General features: G+C 50.7%; 18 protein-coding genes and 1 tRNA gene. 9 read left to right on the top strand and 10 right to left on the bottom strand.

Features of this window, described 5'->3' with window-relative positions; genetic code table 11:
• The first annotated feature begins 60 nt into the window (after nt 1-60).
• The 6 genes from MJO52_RS00730 (at nt 61) to MJO52_RS00710 (ending at nt 3643) form a co-directional block, all read left to right on the top strand.
• Nucleotides 61-687: a class I SAM-dependent methyltransferase gene (locus MJO52_RS00730; RefSeq protein ID WP_252084103.1), complete on the top strand. Its 627-nt coding sequence runs from the start codon at nt 61-63 to the stop codon at nt 685-687.
• A 75-nt stretch (nt 688-762) separates the two neighbouring features.
• The gene (locus tag MJO52_RS00725) at nt 763-1152 is read left to right on the top strand and encodes a VOC family protein (RefSeq protein ID WP_252084102.1); all 390 of its coding nucleotides are present in this window, start codon (nt 763-765) and stop codon (nt 1150-1152) included.
• 264 nt (nt 1153-1416) lie between these two features.
• On the top strand, nt 1417-2208 hold the full coding sequence (locus MJO52_RS00720) for an MBL fold metallo-hydrolase (RefSeq protein ID WP_252084101.1): 792 nt from the start codon (nt 1417-1419) through the stop codon (nt 2206-2208).
• A gap of 193 nt (nt 2209-2401) precedes the next feature.
• Complete coding sequence (locus tag MJO52_RS21345) at nt 2402-2521, top strand: energy transducer TonB (RefSeq protein ID WP_353505455.1); 120 nt, start codon at nt 2402-2404, stop codon at nt 2519-2521.
• A 136-nt stretch (nt 2522-2657) separates the two neighbouring features.
• On the top strand, nt 2658-3062 hold the full coding sequence (locus MJO52_RS00715; protein ID WP_252084100.1) for a hypothetical protein: 405 nt from the start codon (nt 2658-2660) through the stop codon (nt 3060-3062).
• Between the two features lie 128 nt (nt 3063-3190).
• Nucleotides 3191-3643: a hypothetical protein gene (locus MJO52_RS00710; protein ID WP_252084099.1), complete on the top strand. Its 453-nt coding sequence runs from the start codon at nt 3191-3193 to the stop codon at nt 3641-3643.
• 96 nt (nt 3644-3739) lie between these two features.
• Here the strand turns inward: MJO52_RS00710 and MJO52_RS00705 are convergent, their stop codons facing one another.
• The 5 genes from MJO52_RS00705 to MJO52_RS00685 are packed head-to-tail and all read right to left on the bottom strand — an operon-like array spanning nt 3740 to nt 11370.
• Nucleotides 3740-4564, bottom strand: a complete 825-nt coding sequence (locus tag MJO52_RS00705; protein WP_252084098.1) for a peptidylprolyl isomerase — start codon at nt 4562-4564, stop codon at nt 3740-3742.
• Nucleotides 4565-4619: 55 nt separating this feature from the next.
• Nucleotides 4620-5309: a respiratory nitrate reductase subunit gamma gene (gene narI, locus MJO52_RS00700; protein ID WP_252084097.1), complete on the bottom strand. Its 690-nt coding sequence runs from the start codon at nt 5307-5309 to the stop codon at nt 4620-4622.
• Nucleotides 5310-5313: 4 nt separating this feature from the next.
• Entirely contained in the window at nt 5314-6048 is a 735-nt protein-coding gene (narJ, locus tag MJO52_RS00695; protein ID WP_252084096.1) for a nitrate reductase molybdenum cofactor assembly chaperone, read from the bottom strand.
• A 19-nt stretch (nt 6049-6067) separates the two neighbouring features.
• Entirely contained in the window at nt 6068-7615 is a 1548-nt protein-coding gene (gene narH / locus MJO52_RS00690) for a nitrate reductase subunit beta (protein ID WP_252084095.1), read from the bottom strand.
• Nucleotides 7616-7617: 2 nt separating this feature from the next.
• A complete protein-coding gene (locus tag MJO52_RS00685) occupies nt 7618-11370 on the bottom strand; it encodes a nitrate reductase subunit alpha (RefSeq protein ID WP_252084094.1) in 3753 nt (1250 codons plus the stop codon).
• Between the two features lie 317 nt (nt 11371-11687).
• Between MJO52_RS00685 and MJO52_RS00680 the strand changes: the two genes are divergently transcribed.
• The 3 genes from MJO52_RS00680 (at nt 11688) to MJO52_RS00670 (ending at nt 15101) form a co-directional block, all read left to right on the top strand.
• On the top strand, nt 11688-13538 hold the full coding sequence (locus tag MJO52_RS00680; protein WP_252084093.1) for a histidine kinase: 1851 nt from the start codon (nt 11688-11690) through the stop codon (nt 13536-13538).
• 390 nt (nt 13539-13928) lie between these two features.
• Nucleotides 13929-14603 (top strand): CHRD domain-containing protein, encoded by a 675-nt coding sequence (locus MJO52_RS00675; protein WP_252084092.1) that lies wholly within the window; start codon nt 13929-13931, stop codon nt 14601-14603.
• A 54-nt stretch (nt 14604-14657) separates the two neighbouring features.
• Nucleotides 14658-15101 (top strand): SRPBCC family protein, encoded by a 444-nt coding sequence (locus MJO52_RS00670; protein WP_252084091.1) that lies wholly within the window; start codon nt 14658-14660, stop codon nt 15099-15101.
• Between the two features lie 242 nt (nt 15102-15343).
• On the opposite strand, the gene MJO52_RS00665 is transcribed toward MJO52_RS00670, so the two are convergent.
• The 5 genes from MJO52_RS00665 to MJO52_RS00645 form a co-directional block, all read right to left on the bottom strand.
• Nucleotides 15344-16744 (bottom strand): amidase, encoded by a 1401-nt coding sequence (locus MJO52_RS00665; RefSeq protein ID WP_252084090.1) that lies wholly within the window; start codon nt 16742-16744, stop codon nt 15344-15346.
• A gap of 66 nt (nt 16745-16810) precedes the next feature.
• A complete protein-coding gene (locus MJO52_RS00660) occupies nt 16811-17695 on the bottom strand; it encodes a helix-turn-helix domain-containing protein (RefSeq protein WP_252084089.1) in 885 nt (294 codons plus the stop codon).
• Nucleotides 17696-18089: 394 nt separating this feature from the next.
• A complete protein-coding gene (locus MJO52_RS00655) occupies nt 18090-19250 on the bottom strand; it encodes a slipin family protein (RefSeq protein ID WP_252084088.1) in 1161 nt (386 codons plus the stop codon).
• Between the two features lie 374 nt (nt 19251-19624).
• Nucleotides 19625-19693 (bottom strand) — tRNA-OTHER (locus MJO52_RS00650).
• 184 nt (nt 19694-19877) lie between these two features.
• The gene (locus MJO52_RS00645; RefSeq protein WP_252084087.1) at nt 19878-21107 is read right to left on the bottom strand and encodes an RtcB family protein; all 1230 of its coding nucleotides are present in this window, start codon (nt 21105-21107) and stop codon (nt 19878-19880) included.
• Nucleotides 21108-21149 lie beyond the last annotated feature (42 nt).

Here is a 21149-nt window from a genome sequence, read left to right as displayed (position 1 = left end):
TCATGAGTCAGGGAAAAAAAACAGTGCCGATAACGCCTTGGCATTTATACAGGAACTGATATGACTAGGTCTGATAAGTTCTGGGATAGAAAAGCAGAGGAGTATGCTAGGAGCCCTATTTCTGACGAGGCAAGTTATCAGAAGAAGCTCTCAGATACCCAGAAATTCTTTACGCCTGATATGAATATTTTGGAGTTTGGTTGCGGAACAGGGACTACAGCGATTTGCCACGCTCCACATGTGCAACATATTGAAGCGGTAGATATATCTGAAAATATGCTTGAGATTGGCCGAACTAAGGCCAGGGAAGCCTGTATCGATAATATTAGATTTACCAGAGGTACATTAACCGAATTCAATGCTGAGTCGGCGAGTTTTGATGCAGTATTGGGTTTAAATGTTATTCACTTACTACCAGATAGAAGAGATGTTTTGGCAGAAACTGCTAGAATCCTCAAGCCTGGTGGTGTTTTCGTGAGTAGTACCGTTTGTATGGGTAATTCCTATATACGGTTTATTAAGCTCTTAGCACCTCTGGGAAAATTCATGGGCATAATGCCCGATGTCTTCATCCTAACAAAAGTAAAATTAGAGAAAGAAATTCAAGACGCTGGTTTTACCATTGAAGTTATATGGCAGCATGGAATGCATGACATGGTAGTTTTCATTATTGCGCGTAAAATATGAATGATATTTCTAAAACTTCGTTATGTCTCCAGAAATACAAACCATACTTAGATACTTAACAGTGAGGATACTCAAATGAATACAAATGCAGTTTGTTGGTTTGAAATTTATGTAAATGATATGGTTCGTGCAAAGTCCTTTTATGAAGCTGTTCTCAAGCAGGAGTTAACTCGACTAGACAATCCTGACGAAGTAAAAGACTTCCCTCAACCCGAGATGTGGGCATTTCCAATGAAACAAGAGCCGGGTGCAAGTGGAGCAATTTGTAAAATGGAGGGTGTTGAAGCTGGAGGTAATAGCACTCTAGCGTATTTTGATAGCGAAGATTGTTCTGTTGAACTGGCCAGAGTTGAGCCAGCAGGTGGGAAGGTAGTAGTGCCTAAAATGTCTATTGGGGAGCATGGTTTTATCGCAATAGCGCAAGATACCGAAGGAAATAATATCGGTTTTCATTCTATGAAATAGCCAGTAAACATTAATTCACATAACTGGTTACTTAAATATCGTGCATTGCCTTCATCAAGGCACTAAGTTGTGCTCAAATTAAGCCGGCTTACCCTATTGATGAAATTAAAATTAGCGTGGAATAGCTACGGCTAGCAATTATGTGCAGTTAACGTTTTTGGCTAGCCTTACCAAAGTAGCCCAATACTATCCTGTATCCAAAGTGCAACTGACAAAGCCAATACACACTAAAGAACCATTTATCACAATGCAAGAGGATTAGTTTTGAAAGGATTTATAATTCTGACCTCCACTTTATTTCTACTCACCAGCTCTATCGCTTTATCAAGTAGCGTTAGTGTGCAAAAAGTTTCTGAACACCTACATATCTTGAGTGGAAAAGAGTACGGAACGAATATTGGCTTAGTATCAACGAAATATGGGTTGGTACTCATTGATCCTATGCCAGGAAATAATCAGTTAAGTACATTAGATGAAACAATTCGATCAATTTACGATAAGCCTATCTCCTTCATCTTAAACACACACGCGCATTCCGACCACACCGGTGGAAACGCGCACTTTGAAAAGCAAGGTGGAAAACTGATAGAGAGCAGCTTCAATTTAGATGACCTCACTCACATTAAAGTCAAGTCTCATACAACAATCGACAATATCTATTACCACAAGGAAAGTAATTCTATATTTGTCGGTGATGTATTCGATACCAGCTGGCATCCAACATTTTATGCTGGCGGAATTAAAGGTTTTAATGAAGCCATTGAGGCCATTTTAAATCTGGGCGATGATCAGAGCTTGGTAATACCGGGGCATGGCGCTCCAGCAAACAAGCCATCTTTACTTGAATTCAGGAAAAATACTTTTACATGGATACATAAAATTCAAGAGCTTTATCAAAAAGGGTTGGGTGTTGAGCAAATAATGATTGACGCACAAGTTAAAGATATTTTGGAGAAGTTCAATATAAATAATAAACCCCCATTCCTACCCCAAAAAGCTCATAAAAAATTTATAGAAAAAACTATTTCAGTGATTAATGAAGAAAATAATAGATAACAAGAAGTCTTATCAGGATAAGCTCATGTTAACTCTATTCTTTTTTTGTCGGAGAAAAAAATCAATCCAGCAAGGCTTTATTCATTTATGAAAATTGCAACCTCATTTTTACTAATTATTTTATCATGCTGAAAACATCACTCCTTGCCCAGAAAACCTTCAGCGCATTGAGGGATATGACCCTAAATATCCAATGAGAGAGTACCGACGATCTGTAGATGGCTGGGTAGTGCTAACTGCCCTGCTTAATCCTGATGGAATTTTGCAAGATATTGAAATTGTAGAGTCAGAACCGGATAACTTATTTGATTGATCTGCTGTAAAAGCATTAAGAATGTAGGAAATTTGACTGGTCAGGAAGCTGGTGTAAATATAAGGCTAGATTACGCTTTAAATTCAATGACTAACGGTTTAAGCCTAGGCTGCCCATCAATACACTAGAATAAACCATGAAAAGATATGGCTACAAATTTACCAAGGATGATGGTGGTCTTTACAGATTAAGTGGGCTTAGATTCTTTATCGGGCTGTGTGCTTTTTTCAGCACAATTACCAGCTTGATTTTCTCTGGTGAGAGCCAATTAAAGTTATATTTGGCATCACTCTTCGCTTTCTGGCTTGCGGCATTCTTGGCCGAAGTTGCCCCCAAAGTAAGATCCTACCCGGTTATATTTTCCGCAATAACGGCAGGTATAATTTTCTGGATTGACCCGAGAAATGTTTTTATAGTCCGTCAGTGTGAAAATTGGCAGTGTGTTGATGTTGAAAATTTTAACGGCAAAATAATATATTTAGGTTTTTGTGGAATGGTAGTAATCGCTGCGCTGTGGTCTTTGCGAAGACAGTCACACTAACGCATTTAGACATCATGTGACGCTTTGGTGCGAAAGTACTAGCTGGATATGACACGTCAATCAATCACATAGCTTAGGCGCACTATGATAGCCTATAATTTCTGGACGTAGGTTAAAACCAAATCTCTGTGCGACATATACCATCAATAATTGCTGCAAGCCTTATTCCTTCGATAGTACTTTTGTTACTGGCCGGTACGTTAGGATTTTCTAAAATAAACTCAGCCGGCCCAGCATTTATTTTGATTTTTTCAATTCCTATATCACTAGCACACTTGATGATTTATGTACCACTTGCATTAATCATAGAAAGATACTTCGGGCTAAATCTATTCAAGTGCATGTGTCTAGGCTTAATTGTTGGCTCTCTATATCCTGGATTTAATGACTGGCCGTACCCTGATGGCAATTACATTGGCAGGGTTGAAGATACTTTAATGAGCGTAGATGTAATAAAAGCAGTTAATGGCTATCCAACGCTTTGGGGTTGGTTAATTTATCTAACGCATGTACTTACAGTAGGCCTTCTATTTGGGGCTACTAGTGGTTTAGGTTACGGCCTCTTATATAGAAAAGATTAACAAGTGGATTTGTACCTGTACTGGATTAAGAATTCCACTTCAATTTACCCAATCGCAATCGCAATCGCGTGCGAACGGTTGGCGAATCTCTGCCCCTCAGTGGGCCTCCCCCGATAAATCCAGGCCGGAGATTTGCGCGGCTTGCACCATTTTTTGCAGATAGTCGCTAGTCATCTGGCGGCGGCGTTTTTCAGTTAGGTATTCCTCGATTCGCTCCGAAACATATTCGTATTCCAGCGGGCGGCCCGGCTCGCAGTGTTCCACATATATCAGATGCACACCGTAAGGGGTCTCCACAGGTTCTGCTACCAAACCGGTGCCCTGCTCGAATACTGCGCGCTCGAAGGAGGCGACGGTATCACCGCGCCCTACTTGGCCGAGGCTGCCACCGGCTTCGGCGGAGGAACAGGCGGAGTGGGATTGGGCTAACTGGGCGAAGGTCTGTAGCGGATTGGCATCGTTGCGGATCTGCTTGAGCATTTCCTCAGCGGCGGCGCGCGCTTTGGCGCAGGCTTCGGAGTCATCCGGTGCGGCCGGGATCAGGATATGGCGCACTTCGGCGAGGGGATCGGAGCGGAATTTATGTGGGTGGGCTTCGAAATAGGCGCGGCACTCGGCTTCACTGGCCGGGGGCACTTGCAACTCACCTTTCAAAAGATCTGAAACGGCGTGATCGAAGGCCTCGCTGTGCAAGTCTTCATCGGCAGCGCAAAGCCCCTGCCCTGCGGCCTTTTCCCGTAACAGCCAACCGATAACCAATGCCCGTGCAGCGCGGTAAATTGCTTGGCGCGGGGAGTTGGCGGTCTGGTATTGCATCTCCTGGTAAATCAGGTCTGCGGGAATTTCACTGCCGTTCACGGCCACGGCTTCAGCCAGTTCGAATTCGTGCCCGGTGGCGTCGGAAGCTAGTAATGCACTCATGACTCTTCTCCACACAAGGCCCACACTTGGCGGGCCTGGTTAACGATTGCTGGGATTAGCGCGCGGCTTTGGCGCGCACTACCTGGTAATTGCGGCGGAAGTACTGCACTGGAACACTCCATACGTGTACCAGGCGGCTAAAGGGGAACAGCAGGAACAGGGTCATACCGAGGAAAATATGCAGCTTGTAGATGATATTTACGTCGGCGATAGCCGCTGCGGCTGCGGAGCCATCGAGGGTGACAATGGACTGGGCCCAGGTCATCAGTTTGAGCATTTCGGCACCGTCCATATGGCCGGCGGAAACCAGGATACTGATCAGGCCGAGGATTAACTGGGCGTAAAGCATCAGCAGTATGGTCAGGTCCATTTTGGAAGTGGTGGCGCGCACTCGCGGATTGGTGAGGCGGCGCTTAATCAAAATGGTTAGGCCGATAAAGCAGATTACCCCGAAGAAACCGCCGATCACCATTGCCATCATCTGCTTGGTGGAAGCTTCAATGCCGAGTAAGTGCCACACCGCTTTGGGCGTAAGCAGGCCGACAAAATGGCCCGCGAGAATGGCAATCACCCCGATATGGAACAGGTAACTGCCGATGCGCAATTGCTTGTGCTCCAACAACTGGCTGGAGCCGGTGCGCCAGGTATATTGATCGCGGTCATAGCGGATCAGGCTCCCCACCAGAAACACCGTGAGGGCAACAAAGGGATAGATGGCAAAGAGCAGCGTATTCAGATAGTTCATCTTGTTACTCCTGTGGTACGGGCTGGGCAGAATTCTGCGCGGCATCTTTGGCACTGGAGGCCCAGGTTAGGGGCTGGCCGTCGCGCAGCTGCGCAGCGCTGGGCCGCGCTATGGACTGGTCACAATTGTTGGCGCCGGTAAAGCTGACCACCTCTTCCTCCCAGATCTTGTCCAGCGCCTCGGGGGTATCGTCGCGCTCCTCATTGGCGACTTCTTCTTTGAGCGCGGTCAGGTCGACGAAGACTCCGGCCATCTGCAAGAGCGCATCCATCAACAGGTGATAGGGGCTCTCGCGCTTTGAAAGGCGCGCACTCAACAGGGCAATCACATGGGTGATATCGTGCACCCAACCGTAGGCCGCTTCACCTTGGGTGGCGCAGAACTCTAAGTAGGTGGGCAGGTAATCTGGCAGTTCGCGCTCATTCAGTTCCAGGCCGGCGGCTCTGTAGCGGTTCATCAGATCCACCATGGCCTGGCCGCGATCGCGGGATTCGCCGTGGATATGCTCGAACAGGTGCAGGGACACAGCCCGGCCGCGCTCAAACAAACCGTCGTATTCACTCTGCCAATCGAGCGCATCCATACGCTCGTAATGAGAGATAAACGCCAGCAGCAAATCGCGCAGGGGCTTGTCTAGGTCTTCGGATTCCGCCACCCAGTTGGTTAACTCATCCAGATGCACCACCAGCTCATCGGATGGGTAATCCAGCAGGCGGGCGATCAGGTTTAATACTTTCATCGGTACTCTCCCCTCAGCCTCAGTCGACTACTTTGGCCGGTATCACTTCGCGCACTGCATTCTGCTTGCCACCGAAGATGTTGGTGCTGTCGTTGCCGGTGCTGCAGCCGTTGCCGAAGCTAAAACCACAGGAGGACTTCATGTCGTAGGCGTTTTCGGCGTAAGCCTTATGGCTTGAGGGCACCACGAAGCGGTCTTCGTAATTGGCCAGGGCCATATAGCGGTACATCTCTTCTACCTGAGCTACGGTCATTCCGGCCTCTTCCAGCAACTCGCGTTCCTGCACTCCGTCTACATGGATGCCGCGCATATAGGCGCGCATCACAATCATGCGTTCCAGGGCGCGGGCCACTGGCTTTTCGTCGCCGGCGGTGAGCAGGTTGGCCAGGTATTGCAGCGGGATACGCAGGGTGGAGAGATCGGGGATCTCGGCGCCGCGCCCCACGGTGACGGTTTCCACTTGGCCGGCCTGCACTGCGTTCTGGATCGGAGACAGCGGCGGCACGTACCAAACCATGGGCAGGGTGCGGTACTCCGGGTGCAGCGGCAGGGCGATCTGCCAATCGATGGCCATCTTGTACACCGGGGATTTCTGCGCGGCTTCGAGCCAGGCTTCGGGGATACCCTCGGCGCGAGCAGCTTCCTGGACTTTGGGGTCGCTGGGGTCGAGAAAAATATCGCACTGGGCTTGGTAGAGGGCTTTTTCGTCTTCTACCGCAGCGGCTTCTTCGATGCGGTCGGCGTCATAGAGCAGCACCCCCAGGTAGCGGATACGGCCCACGCAGGTTTCGGAACAGATAGTTGGCTGACCCGCCTCGATACGTGGGTAACAGAAGATACACTTCTCGGATTTACCGGTTTTCCAGTTGTAGTAGATCTTCTTGTAGGGACAGGCAGACACACACATGCGCCAGCCGCGGCATTTGTCCTGGTCGATCAGGACGATGCCGTCCTCTTCACGCTTGTAGATGGCGCCGCTGGGGCAGGCAGAGACACAGGCCGGATTGAGGCAGTGCTCGCACAGGCGCGGCAGGTACATCATAAAGGTGTTTTCAAACTCACCGTAGATATCTGCCTGGACCTGTTCGAAGTTCTTGTCCTTCTTACGCTTGTCGAATTCGGTCCCGAGAATTTCTTCCCAGTTGGGACCCCACTCGATCTTCTCCATACGCTCGCCACTGATCAGCGAGCGCGGGCGAGCCACCGGCTGGTGCTTCTGCTCCGGCGCCTTATGCAGGGTCTGATAGTCGAAGTCGAACGGCTCGTAGTAGTCGTCGATTTCCGGCATGTCCGGGTTGCCAAACAGGTTGGCCAGCACCCGGTGCTTGCTGCCGATCTTGGGCTGCAACTTGCCGTTTTTCTTGCGGGTCCAGCCGCCGTTCCATTTGTCCTGGTTTTCCCACTCTTTGGGATAGCCGACACCGGGTTTGGTCTCGACGTTGTTAAACCAGGCGTACTCGACCCCCTCGCGAGAGGTCCAGACGTTTTTACAGGTCACCGAGCAGGTGTGGCAGCCGATACATTTATCGAGGTTCAGCACCATGCCGATCTGGGCTCTAACTTTCATTGTCACACCTCCTCTCGCGTCGGCTCTTTGACGTCTTCGCCATCCAGCCAGTCGACCTTGTTCATTTTTCTCACCACCACAAACTCATCCCGGTTACAGCCCACAGTGCCGTAGTAGTTAAAGCCGTAGGACTGCTGGGCGTAGCCGCCGATCATATGGGTGGGTTTCATCACCGCGCGGGTTACGGAGTTGTGGATACCGCCGCGGGTGCCGGTGGTTTCCGCTCCCGGTGTATTCACAATGCGCTCCTGGGCGTGGTACATCATGGCCATGCCGTCGGGCACCCGCTGGGACACCACCGCGCGGGCGGCAATGGCGCCGTTGACGTTGAAGATTTCGATCCAGTCGTTGTCTTCAATACCCGCCAGCTTGGCGTCGTTCTCACTCATCCACACGATGGGGCCACCGCGAGACAGGGTGAGCATCAGCAGGTTGTCGGAGTAGGTGCTGTGGATACCCCACTTCTGGTGCGGGGTGATCCAGTTCAGCAGGATCTCCTTGTTGCCATTCGGCTTCTGGTTCAGCACCGGCTGTACGGTCTTCAGGTTGATGGGCGGCTTGTACACACACATGGTCTCGCCAAAGTCGCGCATCCACTCGTGATCCTGGTAGAACTGCTGGCGGCCGGTGATGGTGCGCCAGGGAATCAGCTCGTGCACATTGGTGTAGCCGGCGTTGTAGCTCACATGCTCATCTTCCAAGCCAGACCAGGTGGGCGAGGAGATGATCTTGCGGGGCTGCGCCACGATATCGGCGAAGCGGATCTTCTCGTCTTCCTTAGGCTTGGCCAGGTGGGTGTGGTCGCGACCGGTGATCTTGCCCAGCGCTTCCCAGGCCTTCACCGCCACCTGGCCGTTGGTTTCAGGGGCCAGTGACAGGATCATCTCGGCGGCATCTACGGCGCTGTCGATACGGGCGCGACCATCGCGGGCGCTTTCATCTTTCCAGGTGCGGTTGAGCTTCTTGAGGAAGTCCACCTCGTCATCGGTATTCCAGCTGATGCCCTTACCGCCGTTGCCGAGTTTTTCCAGCAATGGGCCGATAGATGTAAAGCGGTTGTAGGTGTTGGGATAGTCGCGTTCCACCTCGATCATGCTCGGCGCGGTAACGCCGGGGATCAGGTCACACTCACCCTTCCACCAGGCCTTCACTCCAAAGGGCTGGGCGATTTCGGTGGGGGTATCGTGGTGGATTGGCAGGGTTACCAGATCCTTCTCCACCCCCAGGTGGCCGTCGGTGAGTTCGGAGAATTTCTTCGCCACACCCTTAAAGATGTCCCAGTCACTGCGCGCTTCCCAGGCCGGGTCCACCGCTTTGGTGAGCGGGTGGATAAAGGGGTGCATATCGGAGGTATTGAGATCGTCCTTCTCATACCAGGTGGCGGTCGGCAGCACGATGTCGGAGTAGAGACAGGTGGTCGACATACGGAAGTCCAGTGTCACCAGCAGATCGACTTTGCCCTCACTGGGGGTATCGTGCCAGGCTACATCTTCCGGCTTCTTGCCGCCGGCTTCACCCAGGTCCTTACCCATCAGGCCATGCTTGGTGCCGAGCAGGTGGCGCAGCATGTACTCGTGGCCTTTACCGGAGGAACCCAGCAGGTTGGAGCGCCAGATAAACATATTGCGCGGGTAGTTCTGCGGGTTATCCGGGTCCTGGTTGGCGAACTTGAGCGCGCCGCGCTTGAGCTGCTGTACGGTGTAATCCTTGGCGGACATACCCGCAGCGGCGGCATCTTTGGTCAGTTGCAGCGGGTTCATACCCAGCTGCGGTGCGGAGGGCAGCCAGCCCATACGCTCGGCGCGGCTGTTGTAATCGATAATGGAAGCCTGCCACTTGCTCTTGTCGGCCAATGGCGAAACCACTTCGTCCATCTCCAACTTCTCGTAGCGCCATTGGCTGGCGTGGTTGTAGAAGAAGGAGGTGCCGTTCATATGGCGCGGCGGGCGCTGCCAATCGAGACCGAAAGCGAGCGGGGTCCAGCCGGTTTGCGGACGCAGTTTTTCCTGCCCTACATAGTGGGCCCAGCCACCGCCACTCTGGCCGATACAACCGCACATCATCAACATATTGATGAGGCCGCGGTAGTTCATATCCATGTGGTACCAGTGGTTGAGGGCGGCACCCACAATCACCATGGAGCGTCCACGGGTTTTGTCGGCAGTGTTGGCAAACTCGCGCGCTACCTGGATAACATTCTCACGGCGACAGCCGGTGATCTTCTCCTGCCAGGCGGGTGTGTAAGGCTTGTCCTCGTCGTAACTGTGCGCACAGTTGGGATCGTCGAGACCGTGCTCCACGCCGTAGTTCGCCAGGGTCAGGTCGTAGACGCTGGCAACTTTGAGCACCTCGCCATCTTTGTTCTGCACAAACTTCACCGGCACCTTGTAGTCGATCACATCGCTGTGGTCGGTGTGCTGGAAGTAGTCGTGCTCGTGGGTCTGGCCACCGAAGTAAGGGAAGGCCACCTGGGCGATTTCATCGGCGCAGTCTTTCAGGCTGAGCTTCAGCTTTACTTCTTCACCACTCAAGCCATCGCGCTGCTCAATGTTCCATTTTCCCTGCTCGCCCCAGCGGTAACCTACGGAGCCCTGGGGTGACACCAGCTGGCCATCATGGTTGACGGCGATAGTCTTCCACTCTGGGTTGTTGTCCTGGCCGAGGTCATCTGCCAGATCGGAGGCGCGCAGGAAGCGGCCCTGTACCAGCTTGCCCTCGCGCTCTTCCAGGGTCACCAGCATCGGCATATCGGTGGTGGTGCGCACATATTCGGTGAAGTAGGCGCTGGGCTTGTCGACGTGGAATTCTTTCAGAATCACGTGGCCAAAGGCCATCGCCAGGGCCGCATCGGTACCCTGACGCGGTGCCAGCCAGGTGTCGCCAAACTTGGAACACTCTGAGTAATCGGAAGTGATTACGCAGGTCTTGGCGCCCTTGTAACGCACCTCGCTGAGGAAGTGCGCATCCGGTGTACGGGTCTGCGGCACATTGGAGCCCCATACGATCAGGTAGTTGGAGTTGTACCAGTCGGCGGACTCGGGCACGTCGGTCTGCTCGCCCCAAATCTGTGGAGAGGCGGGCGGCAGGTCGCAGTACCAGTCGTAGAAACTCAGGCAGTTACCGCCGATCAATGACAGATAGCGGGCACCTGCGGCGTAGGACACCATGGACATGGCGGGAATCGGTGAGAAGCCGGTTACCCGGTCGGGTCCGTATTTTTTGGTGGTGTAGACGTTGGCAGCGGCGATCAGCTCATTGGCTTCATCCCACTTAATCCGCACAAAGCCACCCATTCCCCGGCGTTCTTTGTAGGACTTGGCCTTGGCCGGGTCCTCGACAATACTGGCCCAGGCATCCACCGGATCACTGTGTCTCAACTTGGCTTCGCGCCAGAGTTTTACCAGGCGCTTGCGGATCTTCGGGTACTTAAGGCGGTTGGCCGAGTACATATACCAGGAGTAGCTGGCGCCACGTGGGCAACCTCGGGGCTCATGATTGGGCAGGTCCGGGCGGGTGCGCGGGTAGTCGGTCTGCTGGGTCTCCCAGGTGACCAAGCCGTCTTTGACGTAGATCTTCCAGCTGCAAGAGCCGGTGCAGTTCACCCCGTGGGTGGAGCGTACGATCTTGTCGAACTGCCAGCGGCGACGATAGCCGTCTTCCCAGCTGCGGTCGTCATGGGTCTTTTCCCCGTGTCCACCGGAAAAGGGCTCTTTTTGTTTCTTCAGATATTTCAGTCGGTCCAGGAAATGGCTCATGCGGTACTCCCAGGGCATCGAAATGCGGTTAAAGCATCGGTTTAGCTGGGAATATAAAAGCGCTGTAAAAGAGGATCACCTGACCAAAAAGGGGTAGAAAAGCGCTGAGCTACCCATGAGTAGGTAAGAAAATGGCGCCAGTTGATGGTTGAGGTTGGGCGTAAGTCCCGTAATGACTTAGGCGGTATTTAAAACACAGGCAATAGGTTAAATTTTGTGCAAAACTGGCACTCTTTGGTGGTACTCACAAATTTGAGCGCTTGTAAGCGGCACAATAGAGGCTATCCAACAGCGGCCCGAGATCGAAGTGAACTGATATGTTGAATCGAATCCGACAGTCCATCGTCTATCGAATCGGCACCCTGATGCTGCTCACAGTGTTAGTCGCGCTGAGCTCCATGGTGGCCTCTTACATTATCTCTGACGCCGCGGAAAACGATGCCGCCGCAGTGAACCTGGCCGGTTCCCTGCGCGCTATGAGCTACCGGCTCGCAGCGACAGCACCCTCTGGTGATATGGAAGCCACCGCCACACTATCGAACGAAGTGACTTCGCGCCTGAGCCGTGTATTGAGTATTTCCGACTTCAGTGCCAGCGATAACCTGCGCGCGGCGCGCAACTACCGCAAGGTGATCAGCAGCTGGGAGGAAGAGATTCGACCACTGTTGGAATCCATTGCCGCCGGCCGCACCAGCATGGATTCCCTGCAGTTGGCCACCCACCTGGAACCATTTATTCACGATGTAGACACCCTGGTACTGGACTATCAAACCATCGCCGAGGAAAAAATCAGCCTGCTGCGCCTGGTACAGGTGGCTTCCCTGTTCGCCATAGTGGCGCTTGTTTACCTGTCCCTGTACATACTCCATCGCTCCGTGGAGCAACCGTTGAAGCAACTCATCAGCCGCTCAATGAGCATCGCCCAAGGGAACTTCAACCAAAATCGCCTGGAGATCGACAGCGAAGACGAGTTGGGGGTTCTGGCGCGCACCATCAATTATATGAGCGACGAGATTCACGCAACCCATCGTGACCTGGCCCACCGCGTCGAACAAAAAACCGCTCAATTACAGAAGAGCCACGAGGCACTGGATTTCCAATACCGACTGGCACGGCGTATTAGCGAGGGGCCCCTGGCCGGGTCCGAGCTGGGGCAATGGCTGGGCGAGTTCGCCAATGTCGCCGACTTGAACAACCTGGACCTGTGCCTGATGACACCCGAAGGCGAAGCCCCCTACGAACATCTGGTACAGGGGTTTGGCAACAGCCAGTGCAGCGGCAGTGACTGTCGTGTTTGCGTGAGCACCTGCGGTCCCTCCGATGAGGGAGAGTTCCGCGTGTACCGCTTCCCCCTGGAAGTGGATAAGCGCAATTACGGCGTACTGATGTGTACTCTGCCCAGAGGCAACAGCCTCGATGAGGAACAGCAACAGCGCCTGGCCACCTTTGCCGACAGCGTCACCGCCGCCATTGCCATCAACGAGCGCGAGGCCCAAGAGCGCCGCGTTGCCCTTCTGGATGAGCGCGCGATCATCGCGCGGGAATTGCACGACTCCCTGGCCCAATCGCTGTCCTACCTGAAAATCCAAGTCACTAGGCTCAATCGCGCCAATCGCAGCGAGCAGGTGGATAAGTCCAAGGTGAAGGAGATTATTACCGAGCTAAAAGAGGGATTGGACTCCTCCTATCGCCAGCTGCGCGAACTGCTCACCACTTTCAGGCTGCAGATAGGCCCTGGCGGCCTACGCAATATCCTCGAGCAATCCATCCTCGCCTATCGCGAACAACACCCGCAGATCACTATTTTGCTCGACTATCACCTCAATGAAGTGCCGCTCACTCCCCACGAGGAAATCCATCTGCTGCAGCTGGTACGCGAAGCTACCCAGAATGCCGTATACCACTCTCAGGGCGATATGGTGCAAATCAGCATGATTCAGGCTAATAACCAATCGCTTAATGTGCGCATCCGCGACAACGGTGTGGGTATCAGCAACGCACCGGAAAAGCGCAACCACTTCGGTATGTCAATCATGCAGGAGCGCGCCAGTAATCTGAATGGAAAATTGAATATTCAGCGACGTACGCAGGGGGGCACAGAGGTACAATTTAACTTTATTCCCCTTTATGCCCGAGAGCGGGAATTGGTTTGGAAGGATGCGGGATAATAGCGCCCCATCCTAGACAGCAGAGTCACTGGGTACGGATAAGCAATCCCCGTATCTAGTGTTTTAAATTTAACGAAAATGCCTGTTAATAATTTTTTTCGATAACCCCAATTTTTTTCCGGCTGCATCCTCCCTATACCCATCGCTTCTTGTGAAGCCGGATAGTCCGTTTCCACGAATTCCTTTATTCCCCAAGATACCCAGTAAAAAATACTGTCTCCTAAATTGGCCCTAAACGGCCAGAACCAAGCACATATGCTACAAGTAGTTATCGCCAGCCATCCATGATCTACACCAATCTTCATAGTGAATATGAGCGCTATTAAGCGTCTGGCATTAAATTTCTCGTATAGGTAATAACAAGATCGACTCAATATAGAGGAGAGGTTTATGAAACTCAGTTCATTACCCAAAATCGCTTATTTAATAATGGCGATGCTTTTACTGGCCTATTCCACTTTCACCACTGCAGATAACCACAATAAAAAAGAAAAAGACTCACCAACTGCCAAACATGGATCTGGCGAGAAAGCCTGGTCCGATGCCGGAGATGACAAGCGGTTTACCATCTTTAAGGCTGACCTGACCACCGCTAACGAAAATATGCTCGGCAAAAAGGTGAATCCACAAACCCCTAAAGATGCGGGTGGATTCTTTATTGGCGCCTACAATAACCAGACACATATGCTGAGTTTTATGGTTGGCTACAGCGATCTATCACCCGGTGGGGTAGCCATGTCGCATTTCCATATGCAATGCGCTGGCGATGGCAAAGAGCCGCCTATCTGCAAGCCCGGTAAAGCGAGCGGTCCGATTATCCAAACTATCTGTGGAATGCCGACAAACCCCGGCATGGTTCCCGATTGGCCCAAGACCAAAACCGATAAGGATAAACACGGACTGGAAAAGAAATGCTCCGAGGGCACCAGTGGATTTATTATGGGTAAATGGATGGTGGAAGAGCCTTATCGAAAAGCGCTAATGGATGGAAAGGTCTTTATTAATATGCACAGCAAACTAGATCCCAAGGGTGAAATCTCTGGATTGCTGATGAAAGGTAAATAGCATTCTTTACCATGCCTTCCAGACCCAGCTTCGATGACCCTATGGAGAACGGTGATGTCCAACTACACTACATCATTTTTTAGCCCAAGTTCCCGGGAAGATGCTTACAAGGCAGTAACCGAAAAAATGTCCCAGTGGTGGACTCCGGTAAGCGCACCCTTCCTAAAGGTCGGCGACATCGCCAAAACCGGTTTCAAAGGTCAATCTTACTGGGTCTTTCGCGCCAAAATATTGAAGCCCGAGAAATTGATTGAGCTTGAATGTACTGAATCCAATATGGTTTCCGATAACGTAGATGACCCCGAGGAGTGGAAAGGCAGTACTCTGCGTTTCGAATTTTCTGAGGAGAATACGGGAACTCTGATTAAATTTACCCATATTGGTCTATCTCCAGAAATGAAATGTTGGGATATGTGTAAAAGTGGCTGGGATTATTACCTGCAGGAAAGTCTTCAGGATTACCTCAAAGATGGGGCCGGCAAGCCAAACAGCTACTAGCGATATAGACGGCCCTATAAGGACAGATTTCACAAAAAATCTGGTGAATTCTGCCGTTACCGTTGCAATAGAATATTAACTTAGGGCAATGAATGCCTAAAGATGTAGGGCATCTCAATGCCCTTTTACCTACTGTTGGCACATATTTTTTCAATTTTTACCGACTACCTCTCGCCACTAACCCTCATCCTCTTACCAAAAACTGATAGCAACACCGATTAACTGACACAAAGAAACCACTATTAGCCATTCGTAAACATGGGACACTGGTGTGGTTTCAGAATGTTATGTAAGCGTTTCGCAGTTTCGATAAGCTCTTTCTCTTGGCCTTTAAGGCCGATCAGCTGTGCTCCGATCGGAAGCCCGTTTCCATCAAATCCTATTGGTAAGGTCACAACTGGATGACCCGTCAGTGAAATCGGCGTTGTAAAGGCTGCCATCGCATCAAAATAATTTACCGGTTGCTCATTGATGTACATAGGGAGGGCGTAATCACGCACACCATTGCGATCGCTGGTTGGTGCCATATGCTTAAACACCGAAGTCGCCGTAACGGGCAACACCCATACACTGTTATCAGTCAAAAAGGCATCAATAGCACCAGACAATATCTTTTTTTCATCAATTGCATTGCTAAGGCGGCTTTTATTGTGGCGATAACCAAGCATGACATTCGCGATAAATTCTGGTGAACGGCGCGCGCTTGCACGCCCAAGAATGCTGGAAAGAAAACGTACAGGCGCCGACATTAAAGCGCTTGTTTCAAACCCCATAATTTCACCAAATGCACGACGTGCCCGTTTAAAATCGAAATCTTTTGGTTGAGCCTGTACTACGTGAACCCCAGATTCTTCCCAAGCGTTTTTCGCACTTTCAAAACATTTAACGATGCTCTTACAAACTTCAATCCCGCCGCTATCGACACTCCAGTTGACCTTTGGCATTTTAAACTCTTTCTGCCCAACGTCTGGCTGGTTATTCATATGTGTCCATACCAGGTCCAAGTCATCGCAAGTTCTGGCAATCGGCCCCATGCGCGCAAAATGCTTCAGCGGTGCAGCCTCGTTTGGCATAGTCCCATCAATGGGAATGGCATCCTCGCTCGGCAAAAGGCTAAACACACCACAAAATGAGGCGGGGATACGCAAAGACCCACTCAAGTCTGTACCAATATCGACAAAGCTCATCCCCGCCGCTATCGCAGCTGCGCCGCCACCACTACTCCCCCCCGGTGTGTATTCTAAATTCCAAGGGTTGTTAGTGGTGCCAAATAGAGTATTACTGCACTGAAAGTCCATCGAGAGGGGCGGGAGATTCGTTTTACCCATAACCTGTGCACCAGCATTCAGCAGTCGTTCCACGGCAGATGCGGTTTGGGTAGGGTGGAACCCCTTGTAACGTTCCGACCCGAATGTGCAGGCCATCCCTCGATAGTAAATTTGATCCTTCAGGGTGATGGGCAAACCCGCCAACGGACGCATGTTACTTGTAGGCTGGTTTTCATTAAGTGTTACAACGGCATTGATCACCGGGTTGAGGCGCTGTATACGTTCTAGCTGGTGGTGTATTACCTCTTTGGCCTGGATATCCCCTGCCGACAAGGCTGCACAAATCTGGGTGGCTGGGTATTGATGAAGTTGCATGGCTTAATCCCGAACAATTTTGTTCCGGACGAATTTAGCAAGTAAAGTGGAAACCTGCTGTTCCTATCATGCTTTTCTGAGTGGAATATAAATACGAGTGAGTTGTTTTGCTGGGTCGATGTAGTTCGGTGTTCCCGAATAAGCTTCGAACGGAAATTCATCACGTAGCCTATAGGCTGTCTGAGCAAGCCAGTTGCGATAAATCTGGTTCCAAGTTTGGTAGAGGAATTTGTAATCCCCCCAGTGTTCAAAGACCGCCCATGTTCCAGCGTCGAACATGTGCCAATTATAGCTTTTGTTGTTGTTCGGGCGTTCTGAGTAGGCTCCACCGTACCAAACTGTAACGGTATCATCATTGAGCATCTGGGGGGTGTTAGGAAAACAGCTCATCAAGAATTGATCCGGCGGCACTATCTCTTTCAGTAGCGCTAAAAAATATGCACCAATATCTAAATCACTCTTGTGGAAAAATTGGCCTTCATAGGTTCCTCTCGACTGCTGAAACCGAAAATAAAATGGTCGTAGAGTGACGATCTCGACTGGCTCAATCACCTGGCGCGGCGGCTGATTGATCAAATACGGGCGGCCCTGTTGCACCCCTGTTTCTGCGGCTTCGGGAGAGTTGCGAAAAGCAGAGGGGCTTATTCCGAACTGTTTTTTGAATGCCCGAGAAAACGCGCTATGGGTTTGAAAACCGCAATTAAGTGCAAGCTGCAGTAAGTTGACGTTTGGAGTGTTGGTGAGTTCCAATGCTGCGGTCTCCAGACGGCGCACCGCAATATAGCGATTCACAGGTTCTCCCATATAGGCAAAAAACAATCGTTGAAAATGAAAAGGCGACAGATGAACATGATTAGCAATATCGGTAACTTTCAAATTTCTATGAAGGTTTTCCTCAATTAACTGCGCTGCTTGAGTTACTTTCGTTCTATTTTTATCCAACTTTTTCATCGGATTATTTTAATTACCCTTGAACCGATTTCTCATGAAAAATCTACAGCCAGTATTTATATCTTCGTCCAGCTTATTTTCCTGCACCCATACGTATTAACGTCGACAAAAAATTCTATTTGGAAAAATCTAAAATGGTTTTTTTATTGTAGACACAGTGTTCAAAGCATAATTTGCTTACTCCACTGGTCAACAATAGCGGTGACAATACGATTTGAAAGGCCAAACTTTTACGGCCTGCACGAATAGTTTTAATAAGAACCGGCATTCCCAGTCATAAGGACAAAGTAAGGAAAGTCCGCAAAATCTGTCTGCAGCCCTTCCCCTGAGCACCGTCTATCTTAGTCACTGCCTAAGTCCTTAAAACTCAAAGCTTACTTGGTAGCTTGCTACCTTAAGCTGTTGGACGCAGCTTCACCAAATCATTAAGCACGCCTTCTAGGCCGCCATAAACTGATATTTTATCGATGCGTGTACTGACTTTTTCTAAGGATTCCAATTCTTTTAGACGCAGTAATGTAGGATTGTTATCCATCATCTTGGCAGTGTTATGCAGGGAACGCATAGCCTGGGTCTCTTCACGACGCTTTATTAAATTCGCTTCAGACTCCTTCTGAGCTTCCACTACCTGATTAAGAATCATCTTCATGTCGCCTGGTAAGATAATATCTTTCACTCCGACACTGACAATCTCGATACCATAATGCGCTAGTTTTTTATGGATAGCCGTTGCAATAACAATATTCAGTCGATCTTTATCTGCTAATAAGCTATCCAGAGTCTGGGTACCCACCGCTTCACGCAAACTTAGTTGTAATTCACGATAAATATGGTTTTTATAATCACTGAGCTTCAATGCCACCCGCTGTGGATCTGTAATCTTGAAACTGCCACTTAAGTTGATACGCAGGCTAACTCTATCTTTGGTTAGAATTTCCTGGCCACTCACTTCAATAGTTTGCAGGCGCATGTCTATCAATTTCACTGCGATAGAGCGATTGTATTTCCAAAATCCATAACGACCCGGCTGCAGCGCTTTCTCCAACTTTCCATTGACAACTAAAAGACCCACATGCTCATCGGGGACTTCGTTATAGCTTACTGCCTGAGCAGCGATGCGTATTTGGCTTGCGCAGGCACCGCGACCGAGAAGCCCCAGTACATTGTCATCAATGGTGTATTCCCTGGAAATATCCACAATACCTACACGAACGGTTTCCCCTCCTTTCCATACGGCCCGGTATGAACCAGGGGGAAGGATATCTACCAGGTTACCATCCCGATAGAAAAGTCCGACTTGTTGATCAGACAATTCGTAGGACTGCAAATATTCACCTAACACTTCGCTATAAGTATTCAGCAGGAATTTTGCTTTAATCGCATCAAAAACCACCTCAGTAATATCATAGGTCTCCACCCGTACATCACCTGAGAGCAGCCAAATACGGTGACGCCCTGGTGGCAGCACCCTTTCAAATCGGCTGCGGCGAAACAGTAGTGCTCGCTCGTTATCAGCCACATTGACAATCTTCCATATTTTAAAGAGAGACTTCATTTCTCCGATCTCTTATCATTTTATTCCTTTAGGGTGGGGCCCACTTGATCTCAGAGTGGCCCAACGCTTATACACAGAGGGTGCAAAATACAGCGGTTCTGCAAAATTCTTCTTGCACCCATCCTGGGTAACGAAGCCAACATCCTTGGCCAAAATAGAATCAATGCGAATGCTGTAATCCACACACACAGCGTAAACCCACGCAAGGCGACACTGCCGCCGGCGTGCCTTTATGGCTAGCTATTGCTGCAATTCCCAATAACCGAAACCATAAGGCACTGTAGGCCCCGGATAGATTTCAACAAAGAGGGCTTCTTTGTGGGGACTCGAACCCCAGGCTCTCGCCTTCCCTTAAAGTCGCTTTCCAGGCGACGTGACTTTGACAGGAATCGAACCTGTAACAAACCGATTTAACGGTTGCTCTACCAATTGAGCTACAAAGTAGGCGTTTGAAGATTGCCCCAATGGGTACACCTACCGCCAGCGTCGGGGGTGCCAGGCCGGCATACAGAACCGGCTCCGCTGACTGGAACACAAACATTCAAACTTGCTTGCGGAGAGCCTGCCCTTTAGGCATAACTTCCGACATTCCTCACTATTAAACGCCTTATCCCTGGCCGGTGCTAACTATCCTTTGACACAGACTACCTGCTTGAGGGTGTAAACGATTTCCACCAAGTCTTTTTGTGCTGCCATAACCTTCTCAATAGGTTTGTAGGCCGATGGGGTTTCGTCGATCACACCTTCATCTTTACGGCATTCCACGTCGACAGTAGCCGCGCGATGCTCTTCCAGGGATACCAGTTTTTTCGCCTTGGTGCGGGACATCACCCGCCCGGCACCATGGCTACAGCTGCAGAAGCTTTCCTCGTTTCCTAACCCCCTCACAATAAAAGACTTGGCCCCCATACTTCCGGGAATAATGCCCATTTCATCAACACGCGCCCTTACAGCGCCCTTGCGCGTTACCAGTACCTCCTTGCCATAGTGTTGTTCGCGGGAAACGTAATTGTGATGGCAGTTTACCGCCTCCATGCGCGCCTCAAAATCCATACCTAGTGCCTGCTTCACCGCGCCAATAGTGCGTACCATCATGACTTCACGATTGATGCGAGCAAATTCCTGCGCCCACTCCACCGCCCGCACATAGTCATCGAAATGCTCGCTACCCTCGGGGAAATAGGCCAAGTCACTATCGGGCAAGTGGATATGCCAGCGTTCCATATCCCGCTTGGCCTTTTCGATAAAGTAGGTACCAATACGGTTACCCACACCACGAGAGCCGCTGTGCAACATCAGCCACACGCTGCCTTGCTCATCCAGGCACATCTCAATAAAGTGATTACCGGTACCAAGCGTTCCCAAGTGATTGATATTATTTGTATTTTTCAATACTGAGTGCTTCTCTTTCAGCACCTCAAACTGCGCTGCCAACGGTGCCCAGCCGGCAAGTGCATCGTCCGGCGGATTCTCCCAGGCCCCCTTATCCCGACCCCTACCCCGGTGCCGACCAGTGCGGCCGTGGGGCACGGCGCGCTCAATAGCACTGCGGACGCCCGCCAGGTTGTCTGGCAGCTGTGCTGCGGTGAGGCTGGTGCGGACTGCCATCATGCCACAGCCAATATCCACACCCACGGCTGCGGGGATTACCGCTCCCAGGGTGGGTACCACACTGCCAATGGTGGCGCCTTTGCCCAGGTGTACATCGGGCATTGCCGCCACCCACTTGTGGATAAAAGGCAACTGCGAAATATTTTTAAGCTGAGCCCTGGCTTCTTCTTCAAAGGGCACACCTAAGGTCCAGGACTTAATCGGTACCCCACCTGCCTGCATCACTTCATACGGCAATGGTTTCATCTCTCGCTCCTTTAAGAATCTCATGAAACCGCGTTACCACTT

Origin of the sequence: Microbulbifer variabilis (assembly GCF_023716485.1) — a bacterium.
Classification (GTDB): domain Bacteria; phylum Pseudomonadota; class Gammaproteobacteria; order Pseudomonadales; family Cellvibrionaceae; genus Microbulbifer; species Microbulbifer variabilis_B.
The sequence above is the reverse complement of the archived record's forward strand: the minus strand, read 5'-3'. Positions and strand labels throughout refer to the sequence as shown.